General features: G+C 69.3%; 25 protein-coding genes. 12 read left to right on the plus strand and 13 right to left on the minus strand.

The annotated features are described in order from the left end of the window. Positions 1-21 precede the first annotated feature (21 nt). Positions 22-333: a hypothetical protein gene (locus tag ASF80_RS17555; RefSeq protein ID WP_029153956.1), complete on the minus strand. Its 312-nt coding sequence runs from the start codon at positions 331-333 to the stop codon at positions 22-24. Between the two features lie 232 nt (positions 334-565). Then, entirely contained in the window at positions 566-1,135 is a 570-nt protein-coding gene (locus ASF80_RS17560) for a TetR/AcrR family transcriptional regulator (RefSeq protein WP_056313447.1), read from the minus strand. Between the two features lie 146 nt (positions 1,136-1,281). Here ASF80_RS17560 and ASF80_RS17565 point away from each other — a divergent pair, with 146 nt between their 5' ends. The 8 genes from ASF80_RS17565 (at position 1,282) to ASF80_RS17600 (ending at position 10,861) form a co-directional block, all read left to right on the plus strand. Next, a complete protein-coding gene (locus tag ASF80_RS17565; protein WP_056313450.1) occupies positions 1,282-2,940 on the plus strand; it encodes a CocE/NonD family hydrolase in 1,659 nt (552 codons plus the stop codon). Then, positions 2,937-3,371, plus strand: a complete 435-nt coding sequence (locus tag ASF80_RS17570) for a DUF3237 domain-containing protein (protein ID WP_056313453.1) — start codon at positions 2,937-2,939, stop codon at positions 3,369-3,371. Before ASF80_RS17565 ends, ASF80_RS17570 begins: the two co-directional genes overlap by 4 nt. A gap of 145 nt (positions 3,372-3,516) precedes the next feature. Then, positions 3,517-5,166 (plus strand): ABC transporter substrate-binding protein, encoded by a 1,650-nt coding sequence (locus ASF80_RS17575; RefSeq protein ID WP_056313455.1) that lies wholly within the window; start codon positions 3,517-3,519, stop codon positions 5,164-5,166. Positions 5,167-5,196: 30 nt separating this feature from the next. Continuing rightward, positions 5,197-6,144, plus strand: coding sequence for an ABC transporter permease (locus ASF80_RS17580; protein ID WP_056313456.1), 948 nt, complete (start codon positions 5,197-5,199; stop codon positions 6,142-6,144). Then, the gene (locus ASF80_RS17585) at positions 6,141-7,004 is read left to right on the plus strand and encodes an ABC transporter permease (RefSeq protein ID WP_056313458.1); all 864 of its coding nucleotides are present in this window, start codon (positions 6,141-6,143) and stop codon (positions 7,002-7,004) included. Before ASF80_RS17580 ends, ASF80_RS17585 begins: the two co-directional genes overlap by 4 nt. Then, positions 7,001-8,716 carry a nickel ABC transporter ATP-binding protein NikE gene (gene nikE, locus ASF80_RS17590; RefSeq protein ID WP_056313461.1) on the plus strand — a complete coding sequence of 572 codons (1,716 nt, stop codon included), beginning with the start codon at positions 7,001-7,003 and terminating at the stop codon, positions 8,714-8,716. Before ASF80_RS17585 ends, nikE begins: the two co-directional genes overlap by 4 nt. Further along, a complete protein-coding gene (locus ASF80_RS17595; protein WP_056313463.1) occupies positions 8,713-9,180 on the plus strand; it encodes a DUF3237 domain-containing protein in 468 nt (155 codons plus the stop codon). Before nikE ends, ASF80_RS17595 begins: the two co-directional genes overlap by 4 nt. 58 nt (positions 9,181-9,238) lie before the next feature. After that, on the plus strand, positions 9,239-10,861 hold the full coding sequence (locus tag ASF80_RS17600; protein ID WP_056313734.1) for an amidohydrolase: 1,623 nt from the start codon (positions 9,239-9,241) through the stop codon (positions 10,859-10,861). Between the two features lie 48 nt (positions 10,862-10,909). Here the strand turns inward: ASF80_RS17600 and ASF80_RS17605 are convergent, their stop codons facing one another. Genes ASF80_RS17605 through ASF80_RS17625 form a run of 5 tightly spaced genes read right to left on the minus strand, consistent with a single transcriptional unit; the run spans position 10,910 to position 17,667 of the window. After that, positions 10,910-12,493, minus strand: coding sequence for an ABC transporter ATP-binding protein (locus tag ASF80_RS17605; protein WP_056313465.1), 1,584 nt, complete (start codon positions 12,491-12,493; stop codon positions 10,910-10,912). After that, complete coding sequence (locus ASF80_RS17610) at positions 12,490-13,356, minus strand: ABC transporter permease (protein ID WP_056313467.1); 867 nt, start codon at positions 13,354-13,356, stop codon at positions 12,490-12,492. Before ASF80_RS17610 ends, ASF80_RS17605 begins: the two co-directional genes overlap by 4 nt. Beyond that, a complete protein-coding gene (locus tag ASF80_RS17615; RefSeq protein ID WP_056313470.1) occupies positions 13,353-14,309 on the minus strand; it encodes an ABC transporter permease in 957 nt (318 codons plus the stop codon). Before ASF80_RS17615 ends, ASF80_RS17610 begins: the two co-directional genes overlap by 4 nt. Continuing rightward, entirely contained in the window at positions 14,306-15,964 is a 1,659-nt protein-coding gene (locus tag ASF80_RS17620) for an ABC transporter substrate-binding protein (RefSeq protein ID WP_056313472.1), read from the minus strand. Before ASF80_RS17620 ends, ASF80_RS17615 begins: the two co-directional genes overlap by 4 nt. Further along, positions 15,961-17,667: an amidohydrolase gene (locus tag ASF80_RS17625; RefSeq protein ID WP_056313474.1), complete on the minus strand. Its 1,707-nt coding sequence runs from the start codon at positions 17,665-17,667 to the stop codon at positions 15,961-15,963. Before ASF80_RS17625 ends, ASF80_RS17620 begins: the two co-directional genes overlap by 4 nt. A gap of 161 nt (positions 17,668-17,828) precedes the next feature. Between ASF80_RS17625 and ASF80_RS17630 the strand changes: the two genes are divergently transcribed. The 4 genes from ASF80_RS17630 (at position 17,829) to ASF80_RS17645 (ending at position 20,800) form a co-directional block, all read left to right on the plus strand. Then, the gene (locus ASF80_RS17630) at positions 17,829-18,485 is read left to right on the plus strand and encodes a TetR/AcrR family transcriptional regulator (RefSeq protein ID WP_056313476.1); all 657 of its coding nucleotides are present in this window, start codon (positions 17,829-17,831) and stop codon (positions 18,483-18,485) included. A 94-nt stretch (positions 18,486-18,579) separates the two neighbouring features. Beyond that, positions 18,580-19,836, plus strand: coding sequence for a flavin-dependent oxidoreductase (locus ASF80_RS17635; protein WP_056313478.1), 1,257 nt, complete (start codon positions 18,580-18,582; stop codon positions 19,834-19,836). Beyond that, positions 19,833-20,330 (plus strand): MarR family winged helix-turn-helix transcriptional regulator, encoded by a 498-nt coding sequence (locus tag ASF80_RS17640; protein ID WP_056313480.1) that lies wholly within the window; start codon positions 19,833-19,835, stop codon positions 20,328-20,330. Before ASF80_RS17635 ends, ASF80_RS17640 begins: the two co-directional genes overlap by 4 nt. Next, positions 20,327-20,800 carry a DUF3237 domain-containing protein gene (locus tag ASF80_RS17645; protein ID WP_056313482.1) on the plus strand — a complete coding sequence of 158 codons (474 nt, stop codon included), beginning with the start codon at positions 20,327-20,329 and terminating at the stop codon, positions 20,798-20,800. The genes ASF80_RS17640 and ASF80_RS17645 overlap by 4 nt, the downstream gene beginning before the upstream one ends. Positions 20,801-20,836: 36 nt before the next feature. On the opposite strand, the gene ASF80_RS17650 is transcribed toward ASF80_RS17645, so the two are convergent. From ASF80_RS17650 to ASF80_RS17675, 6 genes are all read right to left on the minus strand, one after another. Beyond that, the gene (locus ASF80_RS17650) at positions 20,837-22,303 is read right to left on the minus strand and encodes a carboxylesterase/lipase family protein (RefSeq protein WP_056313485.1); all 1,467 of its coding nucleotides are present in this window, start codon (positions 22,301-22,303) and stop codon (positions 20,837-20,839) included. A 5-nt stretch (positions 22,304-22,308) separates the two neighbouring features. Beyond that, positions 22,309-22,653 carry a type II toxin-antitoxin system PemK/MazF family toxin gene (locus ASF80_RS17655; RefSeq protein ID WP_082488455.1) on the minus strand — a complete coding sequence of 115 codons (345 nt, stop codon included), beginning with the start codon at positions 22,651-22,653 and terminating at the stop codon, positions 22,309-22,311. Further along, positions 22,650-22,895, minus strand: a complete 246-nt coding sequence (locus ASF80_RS17660; RefSeq protein ID WP_056313489.1) for a hypothetical protein — start codon at positions 22,893-22,895, stop codon at positions 22,650-22,652. Before ASF80_RS17660 ends, ASF80_RS17655 begins: the two co-directional genes overlap by 4 nt. A gap of 76 nt (positions 22,896-22,971) precedes the next feature. Then, on the minus strand, positions 22,972-23,988 hold the full coding sequence (locus ASF80_RS17665) for a DNA-methyltransferase (RefSeq protein WP_414845943.1): 1,017 nt from the start codon (positions 23,986-23,988) through the stop codon (positions 22,972-22,974). After that, positions 23,985-25,034 (minus strand): lipoyl protein ligase domain-containing protein, encoded by a 1,050-nt coding sequence (locus ASF80_RS17670; protein ID WP_056313491.1) that lies wholly within the window; start codon positions 25,032-25,034, stop codon positions 23,985-23,987. Before ASF80_RS17670 ends, ASF80_RS17665 begins: the two co-directional genes overlap by 4 nt. A 48-nt stretch (positions 25,035-25,082) precedes the next feature. Continuing rightward, positions 25,083-25,823, minus strand: a complete 741-nt coding sequence (locus tag ASF80_RS17675) for a DUF1684 domain-containing protein (protein ID WP_235560043.1) — start codon at positions 25,821-25,823, stop codon at positions 25,083-25,085. Between the last annotated feature and the right edge of the window lie 9 nt (positions 25,824-25,832).

The following is a 25,832-nucleotide window of genomic DNA, read 5'->3' on the forward strand; positions in this document are numbered from 1 at the left end:
CACGTGCACGCAACGTCCTCGTCAGTCGCCATGAGCGGAGAGCGCCTCTCGAATCTGTTCAACCGTTGGCATCCCGGCCAGCCCAGCAGGGGTGCTGTAAATACGGCAGGCGAGGTCATTGCTTCGCCCCGACCCCGGAAAGAGATCGTTGCCATCCAGGGTGATCGTGGGGGAGCCCGCGAACGAGACTGCGCCCGCGTCCTCCTCCGTCCGGATGAGTCGGTAGTGAACCTCCGATTCGTCGTGGCCTGTTTCTCGTAGCGCCTCAGAAACACGACGGCCAGCCTCAACCCAGCTGGGGCAACCGGCGATATAAAGCAGCTCAATCTCCACGACTCAATCATCCTCGACTTCGCTGTTGATGTCGTGCCCGGGCTACCACCGAAAACGATCGTTTACGGCGCACCAGTCTGATCGGCGGTATCCCCGAGCGACACGCCGACAGTCGCCAGCCGGAACTCCCCGCCGAAACCTGATCCGCCGGAACGTCGGCATCAGCGTTTTCGGCAGGCCACAACGATCACCATCGGCAGAGAACGGCGACCACCTCACCTGCCACCGAACCTCAGAGGGCGGCGAGCAACGTCTCGACGGCTCGGCGCACGCGTGCGGTGCGCACCTCGTCGGGGTTGAAGTCACCCATGAAGACGTTGCCGAGGGCGGCCGAGAGGGTTCCGTCGGCGACGAGCTCGCAGGTCGCGGCATCCGCCTTCGGGTACTCCGCGGCGGCGAGTTCGGCCAGAGTGGTGCGCGTGCGCCCATACGACTCGGTGAGCACCTCGGCGATGGCCGGGTTGGTGCGTGAGAGCTCGACGAACCCGAGGACGACCGCGTTCTCGGCATCCGATCGGGTGAACTCCTCGCCGAAGAGATAGTCGAGCGCGTCGGTGAACGTCACCAGGGTCGACGGCAGGATCGTCAGCGCGCCGGTCTCGTCGGCGAACACGTGCCGGGCGGTGTCGGCGAGGAGCTGATCGCGATTGCCGACGAAGTGGCGCACGTGCCCACGCGACATCCCCGCGGCCTCCGCGATGCGGTCGAGCGACGTGCCGGCGATGCCGTGCTCGGCCACGGTCTGCAACGTGGCCTCGATGATCTGGTCGCGGCGTTCTGCGGCCACGGTCGGTCGTGCCATCGGTCCCCCTTTTCCCTGCATCAGCAGGATACATAGATGTTACAAGTTTTTAGTCTAGTCAGACTTGACTATTAACTTCGGCGGACTTACGTTGTGATTCACCGAGCACCGCGGTCTCCCCGGCGCCGAGGTTCTGAAGGAGAGTCATGACCAGCTACACCCGCATTCCGGCGGAGCCCGAGAGCGATCTCGCACGCCCCGCCCGCGTCCGGATGCGCGACGGCGTGCTGCTCGCGGCGGACGTCTACCTCCCCGCCGACGGAGGCGAGAGCGCCGGCGACACGATCCTCATCCGCCTCCCCTACGACAAGAGCGGCAGCTACACCTACATCCCGCTGATCGCCGAATACCTGATGGCTCACGGCTACCGCGTGGTCGCTCAGGACGTGCGCGGCAAGTTCCGCTCCGAGGGCGAGGCACTCCTCTTCGTGAACGAGGTGCGAGACGGCGAGGACACCCTCGACTGGATCGTGCAGCAGCCCTGGTCGAACGGCCGGGTGGCGATGTGGGGCGACAGCTACTACGGATACACGCAGTGGGCGGCCGCCGCGAGCGGGCACCCCGCCCTCAAGGCGATCGCACCCCGCGTCACCGGCACCCGCCTCGGTGAACCGGTGCACAAGACTCCCGGCGAGCGCACCTCGAACGTCGAGTGGACGATCACCTACCTCTACCCGGTGAGTCACTTCCATGGCAACGACACCTATATGTGGGAGCCCGACTGGACGCGACGCGACTTCGCGGCACAGGTCGAGGAGTTCCTCGCCGAAGCCGGCGAGCGCTCGATCTCGTACGACCAGTGGTACCCGCGCCCGGTGCACCTGCCCCGCTTCCCCCTCGGCTCTCCCTTCGCCGCCCGCTCGGTTCCGGCGCTGCAGACGATCGGCTGGTGGGACAACTGCTCGCCCCTGTCGTGGGCCGACGTCGCCGACATCGCGAAGAACCCGGCGTGGGCCGCGCACCACCACCTCCGCATCGAGTCGATCGACCACGAGGGCTACGAACTGCTGAGCGACCCCGCCGATCGCGTCGCCGAGCGCACCGACGAGCAGCTGCGCGCGCTCCTCCCCCGCACCCTCGACCCGACGCTCGAGTTCTTCGAGGTGTACCTGCGCGGCAACGGGGCTCCCGCCGACATCCCCGCCGTGCGGTGGAACCTCGCCGGCACGACGGAAGAGCGGACGGATGCGGCGTGGCCGCCCACCGGCATCCGCACCCTCGCACTCATCGCGACCGCCGATGGCGAGCTGAAAACGGATGCTGTGGCGCAGCCCACCGAGCTGACGTGGACGCACGACCCCGACGACCTCGTGCCGTCGAGCGCCGAGGATGCCTTCTCGTTCCTCCTCGAGCTTCCCGATGAGGCGCCGATCGGTGACCGCGATGATGTGCTCGTCTTCACGTCCGCTGCAGTCGAGGCCGATGTCGATCTCGCAGGCCCCGTGACCGCCACCGCGACCGTCCGCTCGGACGGCCCTGTGATGGATCTGTTCGTCCGACTGCTCGATGTCTCACCAGACGGCACCGCACTGCGCATCGCCCGCGGGCAACGCCAGGTCACCGGCGCCACAGAACCCGCGGCCCTCGACCTCGACCTCGGTCAGGTCGGGTACCGGCTGCGCGCCGGACACCGCCTTCGGGTGCACGTGTCGAGCAGCGACTACCCCGAGTTCGTGCCGCAGACCGGCACGGGCGCCGACCCCTGGGCCTGGGGTCCGACGGCGACGAACCTGCAGCACCTCACGATCGGTGGATCCGAAGGCCTCACGATCCACCTTCCCGTCCTGGATGGAGAACTGTCATGACTGCTCCCACCGCTCTGCCCGAGCCGATCCTCGAGTACGCCTTCGAGATCCGAGTCGACGTCGACACCGACATCCACCTGGGTCGTGGCCCGCATGAGGTGCTCGCCTTCACCCCCATCACCGGCGGCACCGTCGACGGCCCGCTGCTGCGCGGCACCGTGATCGCCGGCGGCGGCGACTGGTCGGTCGAGCGCGACGGCACCTTCCAACTCGAAGCGCGCTACCTGCTGCGAGCCGACGACGGTGCGGCGATCGACATCCTCAACCGCGGCTACTACCGCGAAGAACCAGACGGCACGTCCTACTTCCGCACCGCTCCCGTCTTCCAGACCGACGCACCGGCGCACAGCTGGCTGAGCCGCAATCAGTTCATCGGCCTGGCCCGCGACGAAGACGAGCAGATCTGCATCCGCGTCTACGTCGTCAGATGAGTCGCAGCACCCGCACTGACCGCACCACCTGCACTGCCTGAACCACCCGCACTCCCTGCACCAACCGCTCCACCAGCACTGCCTGCACCACCACTCCTGGCGGGGTCGACGACGCCCCCGCTGCACGCACCTGAGAGGACCCGACATGACCCGCACCACCCGACGCCGACTCGTCGCCGCCGCCGCCCTGGCGACAGCGACCGTTCTCGCCGCCACCGCCTGCGCTCCGCGCACCGGCACGACCGACTCCTCACCGGAGAAGATCGACGCCTCCTCCCTCGTCACCGCGCTGCCCGCAGCCACCACCGCCGTCGATGAGGTCACCTGGGCGGTCGTCGAGGGCGAGCCTCAGACGCTCGACCCCTCGTCATCGGCCAACATCATCATCCCGAACCTCTGCGACAGCCTGCTCACGGTCGAACCCGACTTCACTCTGGAGTCCGGCATCGCCGAGAAGGCCGAGTGGGTCGATCCGGTGACCTTCGAGATCACCGTCCGAGACGGCGTCACTTTCTGGGACGGCACCCCCGTCACCGCGGCGGATGTCGCCTACAGCCTCGAGCGCAACCGCACTCCCGCGTCGCAGTGGTACGCCGCCTTCGCACTGATCTCGAGCATCGAGACCTCGGGCGACGACACCGTGATCGTGCACTTCACGGCACCCGACACCACGTTCCGCGACGCGCTCGGAGGCGGAGGCGGCGCCGTCATGAGCAAGGCCTTCGGCGACACCGTCGGTCAGGATCTCGGCACCTCCGGCGGAGGCCTGATGTGCGCCGGTCCGTACGAGCTCGACGAGTGGCAGCCCGGTACCGAGATCTCGGTCACGGCGAACCCGGACTACTGGAACGGTGCGCCGCTCACCGAGCGCATCCGCTTCGTCTTCGTCACCGACGGGGCCACTCTCACCTCGGCTCTCACGGCCGGAGAGATCGACGGAGCATTCAATGTGCCCCCGGGGTCGCGTCAGAGCTTCGAAGCAGAAGACGGCGAGGGCCGCCTGATCGCCGGACCCTCCACCGCGTCGTACAGCTTCGGTCCGACCTCCGCCGACAGCGCCGCCGCCGACCCGCGGGTGCGCCAGGCGCTGAGCCTCGCGATCGACCGCAGCGTCTACATCGACACCGTGCTGCAGGGCCTCGGCGAGGTGCAGAAGACGATCGTCCCGCCGTTCGTGTGGAGCGGCATGGAGGCGAAGGACACCTACCAGGATGCCTACGACGCTCTCCCCTCCCCCGAGGTCGACCTCGATGCGGCCAAGGAGCTGATCGCCGAATCCGGCATCGACACCTCGGTGCCGCTGGTGCTGGCTGTTCCTGCCGGCGCCAAGGAGTTCTCGCAGACGGCATCCATCGTCCAGAGCGCGGCGAAGGACATCGGCCTCACGGTCACGATCGACGAGCGTCAGCCTGCCGACTTCGGGGCGCTCTTCTACACCCCTGAGCTGCGCGACGGCATCGACTTCGTCGCCACCACCGGCTACCTCGAGGTTCCCGGCGTGCTCGGCTACCCGCAGCTGTTCATGCTGCCGGCCGAGATCGGCGGCATCTTCAACTGGTCGGGCTACGCGAACGACGAGGTGACGGCCGACCTCCAGGCGGCACGCACCGCGACGGATGCCACGACCGCGGCCGACGCGTTCGTGAGCGCTCAGGAGATCTTCGCCCCCGATCAGCTGCAGGTCACCCTCGCCGGGGCGTACCAGCTCACCTACCTGTCTGACGACCTCACAGGCATCACCACCTCTGTCGCGATCTACAGCTCCCCCTGGGCGCTGCACCTCGGCGGCGAGTGAGTCGTCAGAGACCACGGAACGGACCACATCATGATCAGGACGTTGCTCGGCAAGCTGGGCGGTCTCACGCTCACGCTCTTCCTCGCCAGCGTCGTCATCTTCTCGGCGCTGCTGCTCACGCCGGGAGACCCGGTGACGGCACTGGCGGGCGGAGCACGTCCGACCCCGGAGCTCATCGCGGCGATCCGCGCGGAGTACCGGCTGGATGACCCGGTCTGGCTGCAGTACCTCCACTGGCTCGGCGGTGTCGTCACCGGCGACTTCGGTCGATCGTTCGTCTACAAGACGGATGTCGCCGAGCTCGTGGGGGCCCGGTTCGCGGTGACGTTCCAGCTGGTGCTGCTGACCACCGCACTCATCGCGGTGTTCGGCCTCGGCTCCGGCATCCTCGCCGCCGTCCGCGGCCGCCGCACCGACATGGTGGTCTCGGTCACGACCTCACTCGGCATGGCGCTGCCGACGTTCATCGTGGCGATCCTGCTGATCTGGATCTTCGCCACCTCGCTCGGCTGGTTCCCCACGTTCGGCGCGGGCGAGGAGGGCCTCGATCGGCTCTGGCATCTGGTGCTTCCTGCGGTGTCGCTCGCGCTGATGTTCATCGCGTACATCAGCCGGGTGACCCGCAGCGCGCTGGTCGCCCAGCTGCACTCCGAGCACGTCGAGACGGCCCGCGTCCGCGGCATCCCGTGGGGCCGTGTCTTCCGCAGGCATGTCTTCCACAACGCGGCCCCGCAGATCCTGGCGATCTCAGGAACGACGATCGCGGGGCTGTTCGCCGCCTCGGCCATCGCCGAACAGGCCTTCGGACTCGGCGGAATCGGGTCGCTGCTCACCGAGGCCGCTGCCCGCAAGGATCTGCCGGTCGTGCAGGTCGTCTCATTGCTGCTCGTCGCCCTGTTCGTCGTGCTCAACGCGATCGCCGACCTTCTGGCCGCCGCGATCGACCCCGACACCGCGGGAACCCGGAGGAACGCATGAGCGTCGGTCAACTCGCCGCGGGGCGCATCCCCGCCGCCACCCGTCGGCTCGCCCGACGCGACCCCCTCGTGGTCGTGGCCGTCGTCGTACTCGTCGCCGTCGCCGTGATCGCGATCGCCGGGCGGTGGCTCGCGCCGTACTCTCCCGACCAGCTGTACGCGGGGCCGACCAACGGCCCCGCCTCGCTCGACCACCTGTTCGGCACCGATGACCTCGGCCGCGACATCCTGTCTCGCGTGCTGGTCGGTGCGGCTGCGAGCGTCGCGGCCCCGGTGATCGTCGTGGTCCTCTCCACGACCCTCGGCCTGACGCTCGCCATCACCTCGGCGTGGTTCGGCGGTCTCGTGCGCGGAACGATCGCCCGGGTGATCGATGTGATCTTCGCGATCCCCGGTCTCGTGCTCGCAGTGCTCGCGGTCGCGATGTTCGGCAAGGGGCTCGTCGCCCCGGTGGCCGCCCTGTCGATCGCGTACATCCCGGTCGTCGCCAGGCTGGCCCAGACCGCAGCCTCGCGCGAATTGGGTCGACCGTACATCGCGGCACTGCGGGTGCAGGGCGTCTCGAGCGCCGCGATCTGCTTCCGCCATCTGATCCCCGCGCTGATCCCGGTGGTCGCCGCCCAAGCCACGATCGGATTCGGCTACGCGATGCTCGACCTCGCGGCGATCTCGTTCCTCGGCCTCGGCGAGCAGCCGCCCGCTGCCGACTGGGGCTCGATGATCGCCGGCGGGCAGGCCGCGATCCTCGCGGGCGCTCCCGAGCAGTCGCTGTTCCCCGCTCTGCTGATCGTCATCACCGTGCTCGCCGTCGGCATCATCGGCGCCCGCGCCACCACCTGGGCAGAGGAGAAGGAACGATGACGACACCCGTCCTCGAACTGCAGAGTCTCGAGATCACGATGCCGACGCCCGACGGCCCCCGCACGCTGGTGCACGACTGCACGCTCGACGTCTCCCTCGGTGAATCGGTCGGCCTCGTCGGCGAATCGGGTTCGGGCAAGACCCTGAGTGTGCGAGCGATCGCCGGCCTGCTGCCTGAGACCTTCACCACGGCCGGCACGATCCGCGTCGAGGGTCAGGATCTCGCGTCTCTCGACGAGCGAGGGCGCCGCGAGCTGCGGGCGCTGCGCATCGGCATGGCGTTCCAGACGCCACGAGCGCACCTGAACCCGCTGCGGACGATCGGTGACTTTCTCACCGAGGCGCTGGTCACAGTCGCCGGCTACACGCACGACGCCGCAGAGCGCCACGCGATCGAACTGCTCGACGAGGTCGGAGTGCCCTCTCCCGCCCGGCGGCTTCGACAGCGGCCCGCCGAGCTGTCGGGCGGGCTCCTGCAGCGCGTCATGATTGCCTCGACGCTCGCGATGGACCCTCGACTGCTGCTCGCCGACGAGATCACCACGGCCCTCGACGTGACGACGCAGGAGGAGGTCATGGCCGTGATCGGCGACCTGCGCCGCCACCGCGACCTGTCGCTGCTCTTCATCACCCATGACCTCGCTCTCGCCGGAGCCGTGTGCGATCGGGTGGTCGTCATGAAGCAGGGACGCACGATCGAGACGCTGCACGGTGCGAGCATGCGAGCGGATGCTCGGGAGGACTACACGCGCATCCTGATGTCGGCCTCTCTCGATGCGGTGCCGATGACTCCCCCGGCTCCCGCGGTTGCGCCGGATGAGCCGGCCACAGCCCCAGAACCCCTGCTGCGCGTGGAGGGCCTGAAGAAGTCGTTCCGTGTGCGCGCGGCGCACGGTCGGGGCCACGACATCCTCACCGCGGTCGACGACGTGTCCTTCGCGCTCGCGGCGGGTGGCTCTCTCGGCATCGTCGGCGAATCGGGATCCGGCAAGTCGACCACCGCGCGCGTGATCTGCGGACTCGAGCGCGCCGATGCCGGCACCGTGCGGGTCGGCGGATCCGACTGGAGCACACCCGCGGGCTCGGGTGCCGAACGGCGCACTCGCGCGAAGACCGCCCAGATGGTGTTCCAGGATCCGTACCAGTCACTCGATCGACGCCAGACCGTGCGGCAGTGCCTCGTCGAGGCGATCCGGGTGCACCGCCGCGACGACGACCGCGCGGCACTCTCGGCGCGGGTGTCGGCGCTCATGGAGTCGGTGCACCTCGACGTCGCCCTGCTCGACGCACGCCCCAGATCGCTCTCGGGCGGCCAGCGGCAGCGCGTCGCCATCGCCCGAGCGCTCGCCGCCGAGCCGCGCATCCTCGTGCTCGACGAGGCCGTGTCGGCGCTCGATGTCACCACGCAGGTCGAGATCCTGTCGCTGCTCGAGCGCATCCGTCTCGACACCGGCGTCGCCCTGCTGATGATCACCCACGATCTCACCGTGATCCGCCGCCTGTGCGACGAGGTGGTCGTGATGCGCGACGGTCGCATCGAAGAACGCGGCGCTACCGGCTCCGTGCTCGACAACCCCCAGGCTGAGTACACCCGCCTGCTGCTCGACTCGATTCCCGGCGACGGCTGGGTGCCGCAGCGGCGCATCCCCGTGCGCACCACCCCGATCCCGACCATCGGGCTCGACCGACCGACCAAGAGGAGACGGCGATGACCGACACCGAGCTGATGACCCCCGCGTTCGAGTACTGCTTCGAGCTGCGGGTCGATGTGACCCCGCCGCAGCGGATCGGTCGAGGCGAGGGCGGCGAGCTGCACTTCACCGCGATAACCGGCGGTGTACTCTCGGGTCCTCGCGCGGAGGGACGCGTGGTGCCCGGCGGCGGTGACTGGTGGGTCGACCACGGCGTGACCACGCAGCTCGACGCGCACTACCTGATCGAGATCGACGGGCACCTCGTCGACGTCGTGAACCGCGGCTACTGGCGCGCGAACGAGGCCGCGATCGCGCAGTTCGAGGCCGGCGGGCACCCCGCAGAACAGGATCTGTACTACCGCACCGCGTTCGTCTTCCAGACGGATGAGGAATCGCTGCGCTGGCTCACCGAGTCGCAGTTCGTCGGCTACGCGCGCCCCGGAGACGACCAGGTCGTCATTCGCGTGTTCCGAGTGGTGTGACGAGATGATCGACGAGCAGAACCCGAGCGGCGCGGCCGCACCGACGAGAGGCACGACCATGACCCGCACTTTCCTCGCCGACGTGTGCATCGTCGACGGCCGCGTGTTCGACGGCCGGGTGGGCACCGCCGACACGGCCGTCGCCATCCGCGGCGAGCGCATCATCGCGATCGGCACGGATGCCGAGATCCGCGCGCTCGCGGGCCCCGACACTCGCATCATCGAGGCGGCGGGTGGCGGCATCCTGCCCGGGTTCGTCGACGCGCACATCCACGCGGCCTTCGCCGGTGTCGAACGACTCAGCTGCGACCTGACCACGGCCACGAGCGTCGATGAGACGCTGTCGCTGATCGTGGCCGCAGCAGACGCGACCGATGCCGAGTGGATCACCGGCGGCGGCTGGAGCCATGAGCTGTTCCCGCATCCGACCAGGCAGATGCTCGACGCGATCGTGCCCGACCGACCGGTGGCGCTGAGCGATGCCGGACACCACACTCTGTGGGTCAACTCGCGCGCGCTGGAGCTCGCCGGGGTCGACCGCGAGACGCCCACGCCGCCGAACGGACACATCCATCACGACGAGCAGGGCGACCCCACCGGGTACCTCAACGAGACGGCGGCAGAGCTCGTGGGGCGGATCGTTCCGCCGAGCACGGATGCCGAGATCGCCGCCGGACTTCTCAACGCGCAGGAGTTCCTGTGGACGCTCGGCATCACGGGCTGGCACGAGGCGATCCTCGGCGAGTACAACGGCAAGGCCGACTGCACCGCGGCGTACCTCGCGACGATCGGTGACGGAGCGCTGCGCAGTCGCACGTCCGGCGCACTGTGGGTGCCCCCTGGCACGACGGCCGCTCAGGTGCCCGCGCTGGTCGAGCGCTTCGTCGCGCTGCGTGCCGCGAACGCGGCAGCGGGCTTCGACACATCGACCGCCAAGGCGATGGTCGACGGCGTGCCCCACGGCGAGACCGCCGCCCTGCTCGAGCCGTACTGCAGCCATGCGGGCAGCGGAGAGCTGCACATCGATGCCGAGGCACTGGAGGCCCTCGTGGTGTCGCTCGACGCCGAGGGCTTCGCGATGCACCTGCACATCATGGGTGACCGTGGAGTACGCGTCGCCCTGGCTGCGGTCGAGGCCGCTCGACGCATCAACGGCACCGGGCAGCGCCATCACTTCGCGCACCTGTCGATGGTGCACCCCGACGACGCCCGTCGCTTCGGACCGCTCGGCATCACCGCGAACATCCAGGGCCTGTGGGCATCGGTAGATCCGTCCGTCGTGCCGATGATCGGAGATGTGCGCATGCGTGCCGGCTATCCGTTCCGCGCGATCGCCGACAGCGGCGCGGCGATCGCGATGGGATCGGACTGGCCCGTGTCGCCCGCCGACCCCTGGCTCGCGATCCACGTCGCCGTGAACCGCACTCTGCCCGGCCCCGACGGGCAGCCGAGCGAGCCGCTCGATGCCACCCAGCGCCTCACCCTCACCGAGGCTCTCGCCGCGTACACGAGCGGCTCCGCCGAGCTCGTACTCGGCGGAGGAGGGATGCTGCGCGTCGGCGCCCGCGCCGACGTCGCCGTGTCGACCGTCGACCCGTTCGTGATCCCGACCGAAGCCCTCATCAGTGTCGGCACCGCCGTCACGGTCGTCGGCGGCACCGTGGTGCACACGCGGGACTGACCGACTCGCACCGGCGACGCACGTTCCCCGCACGTCGCCGGTGCGAGATCAGCTGATCGGCACCGGCACGGAGTCGATGAGCAGGCGCGTGTACTCGTGTTGCGGGTCGCTCAGCAGGCGCTCCGTCTGCCCCGCTTCCACGATCTCTCCACGCCGCATCACGATCGTCTCTGCACACACTCTGCGCACGACCGCCAGGTCGTGGCTGATGAACAGCAACGTGAGCCCCTGCTCCCGACGGATCCGGGCGACGAGGTCGAGGACCTGCGCCTGCACCGACACGTCGAGAGCGCTCGTCGCCTCATCCATCACGAGCAGCTCGGGCTCGACCGCCAATGCCCTGGCGATCGCCACACGCTGACGCTGGCCGCCCGACAGCGTGCGCGGACGGGCGGCGAGATGCTCCTCCCCCAGCCCCACGGCGATGATCAGCTCGCGCACGCGCCCGGCGGCGTCGTTCCCTGTGCGGCCGGTGTGCAGTCTCAGCACGTCCTCGATCGCTCGCCCCACCGGGATCCGCGGATCCAGGGAGAGATAGGGATCCTGGAAGACCATCTGCACGCTCTTTGCGCGTTCGAGTCGCTCGGCACGCGATCGCGGGATGCCGGCCATGGATCGCCCGCCGATCGTGATGTCCCCGGCATCCGGCTCTTCGAGTCCGACGATCATCCGCGCCAGAGTCGACTTGCCCGATCCCGATTCGCCCACGACGGCGAGCGAGCCTCCACGGGGAATGGTGAGGCTCGCGTCGACCACGGCGGCGACGGGCTCTGCGCCGCGGCGCCGGTAGGTCTTGGCGACCTCCGACACGACGAGCTGCGCCTCGGATCCCGGCACGACCGTCGGCGGCGTGATCTCCCCCGAGATGCGCGGCGTCGCGGCGACCAGGCGGCGGGTGTACTCGGCCGCCGGCGCGACGAGCACTTCCCGCGCCGTTCCCTGCTCGACGATCGCGCCGTCCTTCATGACGACGATCCGGTCGCAGAGAGAACCCGCGAGGTTGAGGTCGTGAGTGATGAACAGCATCCCCATCCCGCTCCGGCCGCAGAGATCCCGCAGCACCTGGATGATCTCCGCCTGGGTCGTGACGTCGAGTGCGGTCGTCGGCTCGTCGCACACGAGCAGACCGGGCGAGGCGCTCAGCGCACCGGCGATCATGACCCGCTGCAGCATTCCGCCCGACAGCTCATGCGGATGCTGCGTCAGATGATCCGCCGGTGCGGGCAGCCTGACAGCGGAGAGGAGCTCGACCGCACGCGTGCGAGCGGCATCCTTCGCCCAGCCCTCGCAGAGCCGCAGCCCCTCGGTGACGTGGTCGCCGATCGTCCGCATCGGATTGATGCCGGCACGCGGATCCTGGAACACCATCGAGGCTTCATGGCGACGGATCTCCTGCCGCCCGGCGGTGCCCGCGAGCGGAGACCGTCCGTTCACCTCGACGGTTCCGCCGACGAGGGCTCGATCAGGAAGCAGGCCCAGCACCGAACGCGCTGTGAGCGACTTGCCCGAGCCCGATTCGCCGACGAGGCCGACGGTCTCGCCGGGTGCGACCTGCAGCGAGATGCCGTGCAGCAGCCTGGTGCCGTTCGGAAGGTCGAGCGTCAGGTCGCGGATGTCGAGAAGAGCGGTCATGCGGGGATCCCTCCGCCGATTCGGTCGGACAGTTCCTCGCCGATGATGTTCACGCAGACGACGACGATGACCACGGCGACGGCCGGTGCGATCGCCGGCAGGAACTGCCCCGCGGCCACCCCCGACTGCGCTTCGTTGATCATGGCTCCCCAGTCGGCTGTGGGAGCCTGCACGCCCAGCCCGAGGAACGACAGTCCGGCGAGCTCGGCGAGCACGTATCCGAAGTTGAGGGTCGACTGCGCGCCCACGATCGGCGTGACGTTCGGCAGCACCCGTCGCGATGCGATCCACCCGCCCCCGAATCCCTGCACCCGGTAGGCCGAGACATAGGGCCGCGTGCGCTCAGCCGTGACGAGAGACCTCGTGAGCCGGGCGACGAACGGCGCGTAGGCGATGCTCATCGCGATCACCGGCGCGACCAGCCCCTTTCCGAACAGCGCGACCGCCATGATCGCGATCAGCAGCGACGGGAACGCGAACAGCACGTCGAAGACCCGGCTGAGCGCCGCATCGATCCAGCCGCCGCGCCACCCGGCCCACAGCCCCAGCAGGATGCCGATGACGGTCGAGAACACGACGACGAGCAACGGACCGAGAAGAGCCGTGCGCCCGCCGTAGATGAGCCGGCTGAGCAGATCTCGGCCGAGAGAATCCGTGCCGAGCCAGTGGGCTGCCGACGGCGGTGCGAGGAACGACGTGAAGTCCACCGCATCCGGATCGTACGGCGCCACGAGGGGGGCGAAGATCGCTGCCAGGACCACCGCGCCGAGCACGACGACGCTGGTCAGGTAGAGGATGCGAGGGCGCCGCCGGCGCGGAGCGCGCAGCAGACGCATCGCGACGGTGGGAGGCGAGGAGGTCATCGGGCACCAGCTCCTGCAGCGGACCGCGGGTCGATCCAGGGTTCGAGGACGTCGACGATCGCGTTCATCACGACGAACGCGACTACGACGAGAAGGACGATGGCCTGCACGACGGGGAAGTCGAGCCGGTCGACGGACTGCACGAGGAGCGACCCGATGCCCGACAGGCCGAAGGCCGCCTCGACGATCGAGCTCGCGACGATGAGCCCCGCCACGAGCACCCCGCTCACAGTCAGGATGGGGCCGAGGGCGTTGCGCAGCACGTGCCGGCGCACGACCGCAGCGCGCCGCACACCCCGACTCGTCGACACCTCGACGTGCTCGCGGCCCAGCTGATCGACCATGGCCGACCTCGTCACCTTGCCGACCAGCACGATGAAGACGAGCGCCAGCGCGATCGACGGCAGAGTCAGGTGGTAGACCATGTCGACGAACCCCTCACCCGAGCCGAACGAGGGGAACCACCCGAGCTGCACCGAGAACAGCGCGATGAGCACGATCGCCCCGACGAACGACGGGATCGCCCCCAGCACCGTGAGCCCGATCAGCACGAACCGGTCGAGCACTCGGCCCCGGTTCAGCGCGGCGACGGCGCCGAGCACGACGCCGGCGACCAGCACGATCGCCCCCGCCATCGTGACGAGCATGAGGGTCACCGGAAGCCGGTCGCCGATCACGGCCGTGACATCCTCGCGGTACTGCAGCGAGCGCCCGAGATCGCCCTGGAGCAGTCCGAGAACCCAGCGGAGGTACTGCTCCCACGGCGGCAGGTCCAATCCGTACTGAGCGGTCACCTGCGCCACCGCCTCAGAGCTGGGCTTGCGTCCGCGCAGGAGGAAGCTCACCGGGTCTCCCGGCACCAGGAAGCGCGAGAAGAAGACGAGCAGCGACGCCAGGAACAGCGTCAGCATCAGTCCGCCGAGCTTTCCGGCGACGCGGCGTGCGACTGTCATCGCGCGCCGATCGTGGCCGCCCAGGGGTAGTACATGAAGGCGATCGACGGCTGGACGCCGGTGATCCTCTCGCCCAGGTACAGCGAGATCGGCGCCTGATACAGCGGAAGCCACGGCAGTTCCTCGTTCGCGATCTGCTGCGCCCGAGCGGTCAGCTCGCTGCGGGCGGCGGGGTCGTCGATCGTGACGGCCTCCTGCAGGATCGCGTCGAACTCGGAGTTCGACCAGCCGCCGTAGTTGCTGAAGTCGCCGGTGCGCAGCACCGAGTACATCTCCAGCGCATCCGGGCTCGAGAGATACCAGCTGGTGTAGAACAGGTCGACTCCCTCGCGGGCGCTGGGATCGGAGAACAGTGCGGTGTAGGCGTTCGGGGTGACGGTCTCGACGTTCACCGTCAGCCCGATCGACTGCGCGGCGGCGACGGTGGCCTGCGAGATGACGGCGAAGTCGTTGCTGATCGGAGCGGTGACGTAGGTCAGCTCGGCCCCCTCGGCACCGGCGTCGGCGATGAGCTTCTTCGCCTCGTCCAGGTTCTGCTCGTACGAGGTGACGTCATCGAACGCCGCGGTGCGCGCGGCATCAGAAGCGTCCTGCCAGACCGACTCCGTCGTCATCACATCGGTCGTCTCGCCGACGCCTCGGTATGCGGCCTGCAGGATGCCGTCCCGATCCATCGCGAGCAGCAGCGCCTTGCGCACGCGCACATCGCCGAGGGGGCCGTCGAGGTCGCTCACGACGATGTTGCCCACCGCCGTGCTCATCCCGAACAGCACGTCTCCCGTGCCCGCGGACTGGAGCGTCGAGACAGCCTCCATCGGCACCATCCACGATCCGTCGACGCTGCCGGACTTCAGGGCGTTGATCCGCGCGGTGGGATCGGTCATGAAGACGAACTCGACCTCACCGGAGCGGGCTCGGAGATCGTCATCCCAGTAGTCGTCGTAGCGGGTCATCGTGATCGATTCGCCGGACTCCCACGATGTCAGCTCGAACGGACCCGTGCAGTTCACACCGCCGGTCGAGTTGCCGTAGTCGGCTCCCTTCTCGGCGAGGGTCGCCGCCGACTCGATGACGCCGGCAGACCCGCCCATGCCGAGGTTGAACTGCGAATCGGCTCCGGTCATCGTGACCGTCACCTCACGGTCGCCGGTCTGCTCGATCGACTTCACGTTCTGATACACGGAGAACCAGAACGAGCCGACGGCGGGGTCGAGGTGACGGCTCATCGATGCGACCGCGTCGGCAGCGGTGAGCGGAGTGCCGTCGTGAAAGGTCACGCCCTCGCGGATCGTGTAGACCCACGTGTCGGGTGTCGGGTGCTCGAAGGACTCGGCGAGCCCCGGGCTCAGCGAGAAGTCGGGATTGAGCCGCAGCAGTGACTCGCAGGTGTTCGCGAGGACCGAGTTGTCGGCGTAGTCGAAGGCGTACGCGTAGTCGAGCGAGTAGGGCTCGGCGTAGGTCGCGAAGGTGAAGGAGTCGATGTCTCCGCTCGGAGCGGCAGTCGTCTCGGTCAGCTCCCAGTCGATCGGCTCGTCCGACCCTGATCCGGTCGTGTCGGCGGGGCCGCAGCCGGCGAGCGCGGTGACGGCGAGCACGCCGGCGACCGTGGCGGCACCGGCGCGGGCGAGGGGGCGGGAGCGGAGCGTGCGGTTCATCGGGACTCCTTGCGGTGGGTGTCGGATGCGGCAGGGGTGGCGGCGATCGCGTCGGCGTCGTGGACGAGTCGCCCTTCGATCCAGGTCGAGGTGACTCTCGCCCGGTGCAGGTCGGGTGTCGCGAGACGGAACGGGTTCGGCTCGATCACGACGAGGTTGGCGAGATAGCCCGCGCGGATGCTGCCCGTGTCGTCATCACGTCGGTTCACGTACGCGGACCCGGACGTGTAGGCGGCGAGCGCGGTCTCGAGATCGAGTCGCTGATGCGCACCACCGAGCGGCGGACGCTCGGATCCCGGATACGCGCGGTTCACGGCGACGTGGATGGCGGCGAGCGGATCCGCGGTCGAGACGGGCCAGTCACTGCCCGCAGCCAGGCGCGCGCCCTCTCGGACGAGGTCGCCGAACGGGTACTGACGGTCCACCTGACCGTCCTGCAGGAACGGGAGGGTGAGATCGTCGAGCTGGTCCTCATGCGTGGCCCAGAGCGCCTGGATGTTGGCGATCGCGTCGAGCGGCGCGAAGCGGGCGGTGTCGTCTGCGGCGACGACCTGGAGGTGCGCGAGATGGTGGCGGCCGTCGGTCTCGCCGTTGGCGTCGCGCGCCGCTTGCAGGGCATCGAGGGCCTCCCGCACCGCTCGGTCGCCGAGCGCGTGCATGTGCACCTGCTGCCCCGAGGCGTCGAGGGCCGCGACGTACTCGCGCAGCTTCGCCGGCTCGATGAAGCTCAGGCCGTGGTTGCACGTGTCGTGACCCGCACCGTCGCGGTAGGGAGTGAGCATCGCCGCGGTCTGGTTCTCTGCGACGCCGTCGACCATGATCTTCGTGGTGCCGAGATCGATCCGCCGGTCGGGATGCGCCGCAGCGGCACGCTCCCGCCGCTCGGTCATGCGCGCGACCTGGTCGATCCCTCCGTCGCGTGTCCACCACTGGGCGCCGACCACATGCACGAGAAGTCGTCCTTCGGCGGCTGCGCGCTCGTACGCGGCGAGCGGATCGGCGATCCCGCCGGAGTCCGCACCGACCATGGCATCCTGCCACCCGGTGATGCCGAGGGCGATGAGTTCCTCCTGCGCGCGCAGCAGTCCCTGGTACGCGAGGTCGCCGGAGGTGGCGGGGCGCACGCCTGCGAAGAGGTCGCCGGCGCCCTCGTGAAAGGTTCCAGCCGGGAACCCGTCGGACTCGCGCACGATGCGTCCGTCAGCGGGATCGGGCGTCTGGGCTGTGATCCCCGCCTGCTCGATCGCGGCGGTGCTCGCCCAGGTGCTGTGGTGGTCGCGGCTCTGGAGCAGTACCGGCCGCCCGCCCGTGGCCTCGTCGAGCAGACCGCGCGGCGGGTTGCCGCCGGCGAAGTGGTCCATGCTCCAGCCTCCGCCGAGGATCCACTCCTCCTCGGGGTTCGCCTCCGCGTAGGCACGGATGAGGGCTGCCGCCTGCGCCGCATCCTCGGCATCCGTGAGGTTGCACTGCAGCAGTTCGATGCCTCCGCCGACCGGGTGGATGTGGGCGTCCTGGAAGCCGGGGCTGAGCAGCGCACCGTCCAGGTCGACTCGACTCGATGCGGGGATGGATTCCAGATCCACCTCGGACTCGTCGATGACCGCAGCGATCCGACCATCGCGCACGATGACCGCATGGCCCTCGAGCGGCGCACCGCTGCCGGTGAACACGAGACCTCCGTGGAAGACGAACTCGCTCGCCATAGTGGACCTTCCCTCATCGTCGATGCTGCTGGAACGCGACAAACGTATCCTCGGTCATCTATGGTGTCAACAGTGTTGTCAGAGGCGATGCGATTCTGTTGCGAACAGCGCGCGACCGCCCCACCGCATGGCACGATGGATCAGAGAAGACCGGAGACCCGATGGCGAACAAGGCATCCACGCGCGTGCGGCTCGACCGAGCGACGATCATCGACGCCGGCATGGAGCTCGCCGAGACGGGAGCCGCCTCCATCTCGGTGCGCGATCTCGGTGCGCATCTCGGCACCGACCCCACGGCGATCTATCGCCACTTCGCGAGCAAGGACGCGCTGATGGGCGCCCTCCTCGACGAACTCAACGGCCAGGCGGCGGCGAGCGTCGACCTCCCTGTCGAGGACTGGGCCGGGCGCCTGCGCATGCTCAGCAAAGCCACCCTCGCATCGTTCACGCGCTACCCGGCCATCGGCGCGGAGGCGACGAGCCTCACCACCCATGGCCCGGGCGAGCTCGCCGCGATAGAACTCATGCTCGACGCCTTCCACCGGGCGGGGCTGCGCGGGCAGGAGCTCGTGCGCCACTACGCGCTGCTCGCATCGCACGTGCTCTCGGCCGCCGCGGGGATCGCCAGGGCGCGAGCGGATCGCACTCACGACGCGGACGACAGCCCGTGGATCGATTCCCCCCTGCTCGCGGATCCGCGCCAGTTCCCTCTGATCGCCGAGAACAGCGCGCTCCTCTCCGACCTGCAGGATCGCGAGCTCTTCCTGCTGGGCGTCGACGTGATCATCGAGGCTGCGCGCGCCGCCGCCGCACGCTGAGGACGTCGTCGATCTGACTCTTGCGCTGAATATGGTTTTGTGACAAAACTGTATTCGACACCGGCTCTCGATGGGCCGTGGACAGGAGAGATCGATGAAGATCATCATCGTCGGCGCAGGCATCGGCGGACTCGCCGCAGCGATCAGCCTGCACGAGGCCGGACTGCACGACGTCACCGTCTACGAACGAAGCACCGCGATCCGCGGGCTCGGCGTGGGCATCAACCTGCTGCCGCACGCACTGCGCGAGCTGACGGAGCTCGGCATCGCCGACTCCATCGCCGAGCTGGGAGTCGAACCGCGCACGCTGGCGTACTACAACCGCTTCGGGCAGCCGATCTGGCACGAGCCTCGCGGCCTCGACGCCGGCTACCGCTGGCCGCAGCTGTCGGTACACCGGGGGCGCCTGCAGCTCGCTCTCCGCGACCTTGCCGAGGCGCGCCTCGCCGAACCCATCCGCCTCGACCACCGCCTCGTTGCCGTCGCGAGCAACGACGACGGCACCGAGACGGCGACCTTCGCGACCGCCGACGGCACGGTCGAGGCCACTGCCGACGTGATCATCGGCGCCGACGGCATCCACTCCGCCCTGCGTGCTCTGCGCTACCCGGCCGAGGGTGCACCACCCTGGGGAGGCCTCACGCTGTGGCGCGGGGTGACACGGATCCCGGCCTTCCTCGACGGGCGCACCATGATCATGGCCGGCGACGCCGACCAGAAGTTCGTCGCATACCCGCTCGCTCCGGCGGATGCCGACGGACGGATGCTGGTGAACTTCATCGCCGAACGCCGCGTCGGCGGCACGGGAGACGCCGATTGGAACAGGGCCATCGACCCGGCCCCGATCGCCGAGCTCTTCCGCGACTGGAACTTCGACTGGCTCGACGTGCCGACCGCGATCGCGACCGCCGATGAGATCCTCGAATACCCCATGGTCGACCGCGACGCCCTGCCGCAGTGGACGTTCGGCCGCACGACCCTGCTGGGCGACGCCGCACACGCGATGTACCCGAACGGATCGAATGGCGGGTCCCAGGCGATCCTCGACGCCCGCACCCTCGCCTTCCACCTGGCGACGGCCCCGGGCATCGACGCGGGCCTCGCCGCCTACGAGCAGGCCCGACGCCCCGCGATGACCGCGCTGCTCGCCGGCACTCGGGCGACCGGGCCGGAGCGGGTCATGCAGCTCGCCCGGGAACGCGCACCTCAGGGGTTCTCCGACATCGACGAGGTGATCCCGCATGCCGAGCGTGCGCAGATCGCGGCCGACTACAAGACCGCAGCCGGGTTCTTGCCCGAGATCCTCAACGACCGCCCCTCGCTCACGCCTCCCTCGGGTATCGCACGATGAGCGAGTTCGACGCTGCGCGCCTCGCCGCCGTCATCTCTCCGCTGCGACGGGCGCTGCTCGCCGCCACCCGCGCCGAGGCCCGACTGCCCGAACTGTCGGATGCGCAGATCGATGTGATCCGTGCGCTGCCCCGCGGAACCTCCCGCGGCCCGGCAGAGATCGCCGAGCGTCTGCGGCTGAGCAGGCCCACCGTGAGCAACCTCCTCACCGCGATGGAGGGCGACGGCCTCGTGGAGCGCACACCGGCACCGTCCGACGGACGCCGGGTGGTGGTGCGCGCGTCCGCCGCAGCGCTCGACCTGTTCGACCGCTTCGACGCCGCGAACTCCGCGCTCGTCGCTCAGGCGACGGCGCAGCTCCGCCACGACGAACTCGCCGCGCTCGATGCCGCCCTTCCCGTCCTCGAACGACTCTGCACCCTGCTCGGCGGCGCTGACCCCGAGCAGCGGACCACCGCTGAGAGCCGCGCCACCCTCCCGGAGAAGACACGATGACCCTGCACGATGCGCTCCCGCTGCCCACCTTCGAGTTCGCCTTCGACGTGACCGTCGATCTCGGTCCGCTCGAAGACCACGGCGGCACGAGCGTCGGTCACCGTCGCGTCGTGCCGATCCTCGGCGGCCGCGTCACCGGCGCCGTCGACGCCGTGATCCTCCCCGGCGGCGCCGACTGGCAGATCGTCCGCCCCGACGGCACGATCGAGATCGACGGACGCTACTCGGCGCGGACGAGCGACGGCGACCTGCTGCTGCTGCACGCGAAGGGACTCCGCACCGGCACTCCCGACGTGCTCGAGCAGCTGCGACGCGGCGAAGATGTCGACCCCGGCTCGTACTACTTCCGCACCACGGTGCAGATCGAGACAGCGGCGCCGGCGCTCGCCCACCTGCAGCGCTCGCTGTTCCTCTCGGCGGCTCAGCGGCAGGCGGATGCCGTGCGCTACCGCGCCTACCGGGTGGGCTGAGGCCAGCCGGTCGCCCGCACCGCGTACCCGCTCGGCTCAGAGCAATGCCCGCACCGAGGCGTATGCGTCGGCGACGTCGCGGGTGGGCCGGTCGTAGACCCGCACGGCACCGGCATCCCCGTCGTGTCTCGTCCACCCAGGGTCGCCCGTCGCGATGAAGGCGACGGCGGCGCCGTGCACGTCGTCGGCGAGTTCCTGCGGCGGATTCGGCCCGGCGAGCGCCTCCATCGAGGGGCCGTCGAGGCAGTCGAAGAAGAACGGCACGTCGAGGCAGTGCTCCGCGAAGCCGAAGTGCCCCGAGGGCCAGGAGAAGCGGTAGAGCCAGGTGGGCGCATCGCCTCGCTCGGCAGCGATCCTCGGCACCGAGGTGCGGAACATCCGGTCGGTGAGCACGCGGCCGGCGAGACGCGCCTTGCCGAGACGGACGACGTCGGCATTCGCGGCGAGATAGTCCGCGCGGATGCTCTTGGGCACCCCGAACCGATTCAGCAGCACCGCCTGCGGCACCCACCGCAGCGCCTTCGCGGCCTTCCCAGCGAATGCCATGGTGAACTCGTCGTCGGTCGCTCCGATCACGAGCGGCTTGTCGGCGCCAGTGCCGGCGCGCAACGACTCGCGGGTCGGCCGCGGCACCAGGTCGCCGTCGATCGCCGGGCCGAGCGGCAGCCCCTCCTCGATCATCGTCGTCAGCGAGGAGGGGCCCAGCTGGGTCGCCTTCTTCTGCAGGGCGAGCACACGGTCCTCCGACAGCGTCGAGAGTCCGGCCACGGTCGGAGGCACCCCGCCCGATGCGGCGAGCGCCCGCCCGAACGCCTCGGCTCTCGGCGCAGCGACGTCTCCGAGCGCCCCCGAGATCGCGTAGACCCCGTGGAAGAGATGCTGAGCCTTCTGCATCCCGAGCAGAGTGAGCACCGCTCCGCCGCCCGCGGACTGTCCGGCGATCGTCACGCGCTCGGGGTCTCCGCCGAACGCGGCGATGTTCTGCTGGACCCATTCGAGTGCCAGCAGCCAGTCGCGCACTCCGCGGTTCGACGGCGCATCCTCGATCCAGCCGAAGCCGTCGAAGCCGAGCCGGTACGAGATCGACACGGTGACGACGCCGTCTCGGTTGAAGTTGCGGCCGTCGTACCAGGGGCTCGCGGGCGAGCCGGCGAAGTAGCCGCCGCCGTGGATCCACACGAGCACGGGAAGCCCAGCTGCGGTGGGGTCAGGGGTGAAGACGTTGACGTTCAGCGTCGAGTCACCCTCGACACTCGGCTCGGGGATCAGGGTCACACCGGGGTCGCCGCGCTGCGCGGTCGCGGCGAACTCGAGCGCGTCGAGCACGCCGCCCCACGGCGCCTTCGGCACCGGCGCCTGGAAACGCAGATCGCCGATCGGCTCCTCCGCGAACGGGATGCCGAGGAAGGCCGCCGACCGCGGCGCCCCCGTGCCACCCGTGGTCGGGCGCCAGCGCCCGCGAACCCGCCCCGCGGCGGTCTGCACTTCGATGTACTCGGTCATGACTCTCACACTCCCAGGACGAGACGGATGCCGGTGCTGATCTGCGCCATCAGATAGGGCGCGAGGTGGCCGGCTGGGTAGGCGTCGACGAATTCTCGGGTGACCGGACCGATCTGAGCGACGTTCGCCACCGAGTCGCGATCGAGTCCTGACGCGGCGGCCGGCACCAGCACGTTGCCGGGAAAGCCCTCGAGAGCGGTGTTCGACGTGAGCGGCACGACGAGGACCGTGTTGATGTTCGTGTCGAGCAGCCAGTCCTCCTGCACCACGACGGACGGTCGCACTTTTGCGGGCTCCGAGCCGCGCGGAATCCCGAAGTCTACCCAGACGATGTCGCCGCGGCGGATCACCAGTCGGAGTTCTCGCGCAGCCGCTGCTCGTTCGCACGAACGAACAGTTCATCCTCTGCATCGCTGCCTGCTTGTGCCAGGATCTGATTCCCGATCCGGGTCAGATCAGACGAGCCTTCCAGCTCATCGGCGAGACGGCGCCCTGCGAGCTGGAAGAACTCCGACCTGTTCATCCCGTGTCGCGCAGCTACACGTTCGAAACGTGCGAAGTCGCCGTCGGGTACCGAGATCGCCGTCTTCATGGCAAGAGTATAACTGGTCATACTGCGAAAGTAGTCGGAGCATCCGACATTCGCGGATGCGCGGAAAGTGACCCGTTTACTCGCCGAGCTGCGTGACCTCGGCGTGCGGCATCCGCTCGGTCATCACGCGTACCGCCTCGGGGTTGTCGTCGACGAGCACCGCGTCGCGGCCGAGAGCCGAGGCGACGGCGCCGGTCGTGCCGCTGCCGGCGAAGAGGTCGAGCACACGGTCGCCGGGGCGGCTCGAGGCGCGCACGATGCGCCGCAGGATGCCCTCAGGCTTCTGCGTCGGGTATCCCGTCTTCTCACGCCCGGTCGTCGGCACGATCGTGTGCCACCACACGTCGGTGGGCAGTTTGCCGCGGGCGGCCTTCTCGGCCGTGACCAGACCCGGAGCCATGTACGGCTCGCGGTCGATGTCGTCGGCATTGAACACGTACTCGCGCGGGTTCTTGACGTAGACGAGGATCGTGTCGTGCTTGGTGGGCCAGCGGCGACGCGACTTGGCCCCGTAGTCGTAGGCCCAGATGAGCTCGTTGAGGAAGCAGTCGCGGCCGAACACCGCATCGAGCATGACCTTGGCGTAGTGCGCCTCGCGGTAGTCGAGGTGAAGGTACAGCGTGCCGTCGTCGGCGAGCAGCCGCCATGCCTCCTCGAGCCGGGGCATCAGGAAGGCGCCGTAGTCGTCGAAGCGGTCGTCGTAGGTGCGCAGCATCCCGCGCACCCGCTCGTACGCGTGGCCGTGGAACCCGTGCCGCACCTCGGAGGGCGCCGTCGGTGCTTCCGTATTCAGCACGACAGGGGCTGCCGTGACATCCGATCCGCGGGATTCCGGGTCTTCGACCCCCTCGGCATCAGCCTCGTGCTGAGTTGTGACCGTCCGCCGGGCGGTGACGACCTGCCGCTCCTGCGCGCGACCCGTATTGAACGGCGGATCGAGGTAGACGAGCGTGAACGACGCAGACGGAAGGGTCGCCGCTGCGGCGAGATTGTCGCCCTGGAGGATCGAGACATCACCGCGGATGACGGGGGCAGGATCAACGGGAGCGGGATCCTCCGGCGCAGCTTCCGGCGCAGGCGCGGGGTCGGTCACGGAACCCGCTGCAGCCACGCGTCGGTGGCGAACTTCGACTCCACCAGTGCCTCGGCATCGGAGTACTCGTCGGCGGTGATCTCGCCGTCTTCGGCAGAGGTCAGTGAGCGGAACGTGTCCTTGAAGCGCTCGATGATCTCGGCCCGCGCGAGACCGGTCTGACTGCGCAGCGGATCGACCCGCTTCGCCGCCGACGTCGTGCCCTTGTCGCTGAGCTTCTCGCGGCCGATGCGCAGCACCTCGGTCATCATCTGACCGTCGATGTCGTACGAGAGCGTCGCGTGGTGCAGCACTCCCCCGTTCGCGAGGCGCTTCTGGGCTGCGCCGCCGATCTTGCCCGACGAGCTGGCGATGTCGTTGAGCGGCTGGTAGATCGCGTCGATCCCGAGCGAGCGCAGCGCCTGCAGCACCCAGTCGTCGAGGAAGGCATACGAGTCGGCGAAGGTCATGCCCTGCACGAGGGATGCCGGAACGTACAGCGAGTAGGTGATGATCTGCCCTGCGGCCATGAGCATCGCGCCACCGCCCGAGATGCGGCGGACGACATCGAAGCCGTGGCGAGCAGCGCCCTCGGGGTCGACCTCGTTGCGATACGACTGGAACGAGCCGATGACGACGGCCGACTGGTCCCATTCCCAGATGCGCAGGGTCGGGCGTCGGCGCCCTTCGCCCACGCGGGAGGTGAGCACCTCGTCGAGCGCGAGGTTCATGCGGGGAGAGACCGCCTTCTCGTGCACGATCTCCCAATCGAAGTCGTTCCAGCCGGGTGCCGTCACCAGCGCGCGGCGCACCGCGGTGCCGATGGCCTCCGGCGTGAAGCCGAGCAGCTGCGCGCCCTCGGGCAGAGCGCCGCGCACCGCCGCGGCGATGGCCGTGGCATCCGTCTCGACCGGCAGGCCGGTCACCGCCGCGTCGATGTCGTCGAGCGCCGTGTCGGGCTCGAGGAAGAAGTCGCCGGCGAGGTGGAAGCGAGCGATCCTGCCGTCCTCGACCTCGAGGTCGACGACGACGAGCTTTCCGCCTGGAACCTTGTATTCACCGTGCACGGTTACAGCTTAAGGCGAGCGGGTCGCGCAGGCGCCGAACCCGCGGATTCAGCGCCCGAGGACCACCGCACGCTCGCCGGCGCGGATCGGCGCCGAGAAGCGGTTGCCGGCCGGCGGCTGCGGGCACACGTACTGGTCCGAGAACGCGCACGGGGGCAGGTACGCCCGGTTGAAGTCGATCACTGCGGAGCCGTCTGCGGCCGGTTCCTCGATCGGCAGGAAGCGGAACCGATAGGTCTCGGTGCCGTTCGTCCCGTCGGCGAAGACCGCCGTCAGAGCGCCCTGCGGGGTGCGGGTGGCCGCGAGTGTCACGGCGACGCCGTCGAGGGTGAAGTGCAACCGGCCCGCGAGGTCGGAATCGTGGACGTGTCCGTCTATCGATGTGACCGGGATCGACTCCCCCGGCGTCGGCTCGAACACCGCCGCGATCCGCCAGCCCTCCCGAGGCGGATATGCGTCGATCGCGCTGAACCGTTCGCGCTCGGGTCGCCGCGGGTTGAACACCCGCAGGGCGACCGTGCCGCGTCGGTCGAACACGCGCAGCTCCCGGCGTCCGAGCCTCAGCGACTCGCTGCCACGCAGGGTGACGACCGAGCCAGCGGTGCCGAGATCACTGCCGCGGATCCCTCCGTCTCCCGTGAGCGCCCACAACCCCGGAACCCCCTCCACGGCAGCGGGCTCGGTGATGAGCCAGTTCGTCGACTCGAGCGCGGCAGGACCGTACTCCGCGCCGGCATAGCGCTCACGCGACTCATGCCATGCCCGCCACTCGTCTTCGAAACCCACCACGCACCTCCC

Source organism: Microbacterium sp. Leaf159 (genome assembly GCF_001423615.1).
Lineage (GTDB): Bacteria > Actinomycetota > Actinomycetes > Actinomycetales > Microbacteriaceae > Microbacterium.

Coding starts and splice junctions, on each gene's coding strand:
- ASF80_RS17560 (WP_056313447.1), bottom strand. CDS start 1,135: ATGGCACGACCGACCGTGGCCGCAGAACGCCGCGACCAGATCATCGAG.
- ASF80_RS17565 (WP_056313450.1), top strand. CDS start 1,282: ATGACCAGCTACACCCGCATTCCGGCGGAGCCCGAGAGCGATCTCGCA.
- ASF80_RS17570 (WP_056313453.1), top strand. CDS start 2,937: ATGACTGCTCCCACCGCTCTGCCCGAGCCGATCCTCGAGTACGCCTTC.
- ASF80_RS17575 (WP_056313455.1), top strand. CDS start 3,517: ATGACCCGCACCACCCGACGCCGACTCGTCGCCGCCGCCGCCCTGGCG.
- ASF80_RS17580 (WP_056313456.1), top strand. CDS start 5,197: ATGATCAGGACGTTGCTCGGCAAGCTGGGCGGTCTCACGCTCACGCTC.
- ASF80_RS17585 (WP_056313458.1), top strand. CDS start 6,141: ATGAGCGTCGGTCAACTCGCCGCGGGGCGCATCCCCGCCGCCACCCGT.
- nikE (WP_056313461.1), top strand. CDS start 7,001: ATGACGACACCCGTCCTCGAACTGCAGAGTCTCGAGATCACGATGCCG.
- ASF80_RS17595 (WP_056313463.1), top strand. CDS start 8,713: ATGACCGACACCGAGCTGATGACCCCCGCGTTCGAGTACTGCTTCGAG.
- ASF80_RS17600 (WP_056313734.1), top strand. CDS start 9,239: ATGACCCGCACTTTCCTCGCCGACGTGTGCATCGTCGACGGCCGCGTG.
- ASF80_RS17605 (WP_056313465.1), bottom strand. CDS start 12,493: ATGACCGCTCTTCTCGACATCCGCGACCTGACGCTCGACCTTCCGAAC.
- ASF80_RS17610 (WP_056313467.1), bottom strand. CDS start 13,356: ATGACCTCCTCGCCTCCCACCGTCGCGATGCGTCTGCTGCGCGCTCCG.
- ASF80_RS17615 (WP_056313470.1), bottom strand. CDS start 14,309: ATGACAGTCGCACGCCGCGTCGCCGGAAAGCTCGGCGGACTGATGCTG.
- ASF80_RS17620 (WP_056313472.1), bottom strand. CDS start 15,964: ATGAACCGCACGCTCCGCTCCCGCCCCCTCGCCCGCGCCGGTGCCGCC.
- ASF80_RS17625 (WP_056313474.1), bottom strand. CDS start 17,667: ATGGCGAGCGAGTTCGTCTTCCACGGAGGTCTCGTGTTCACCGGCAGC.
- ASF80_RS17630 (WP_056313476.1), top strand. CDS start 17,829: ATGGCGAACAAGGCATCCACGCGCGTGCGGCTCGACCGAGCGACGATC.
- ASF80_RS17635 (WP_056313478.1), top strand. CDS start 18,580: ATGAAGATCATCATCGTCGGCGCAGGCATCGGCGGACTCGCCGCAGCG.
- ASF80_RS17640 (WP_056313480.1), top strand. CDS start 19,833: ATGAGCGAGTTCGACGCTGCGCGCCTCGCCGCCGTCATCTCTCCGCTG.
- ASF80_RS17645 (WP_056313482.1), top strand. CDS start 20,327: ATGACCCTGCACGATGCGCTCCCGCTGCCCACCTTCGAGTTCGCCTTC.
- ASF80_RS17650 (WP_056313485.1), bottom strand. CDS start 22,303: ATGACCGAGTACATCGAAGTGCAGACCGCCGCGGGGCGGGTTCGCGGG.
- ASF80_RS17660 (WP_056313489.1), bottom strand. CDS start 22,895: ATGAAGACGGCGATCTCGGTACCCGACGGCGACTTCGCACGTTTCGAA.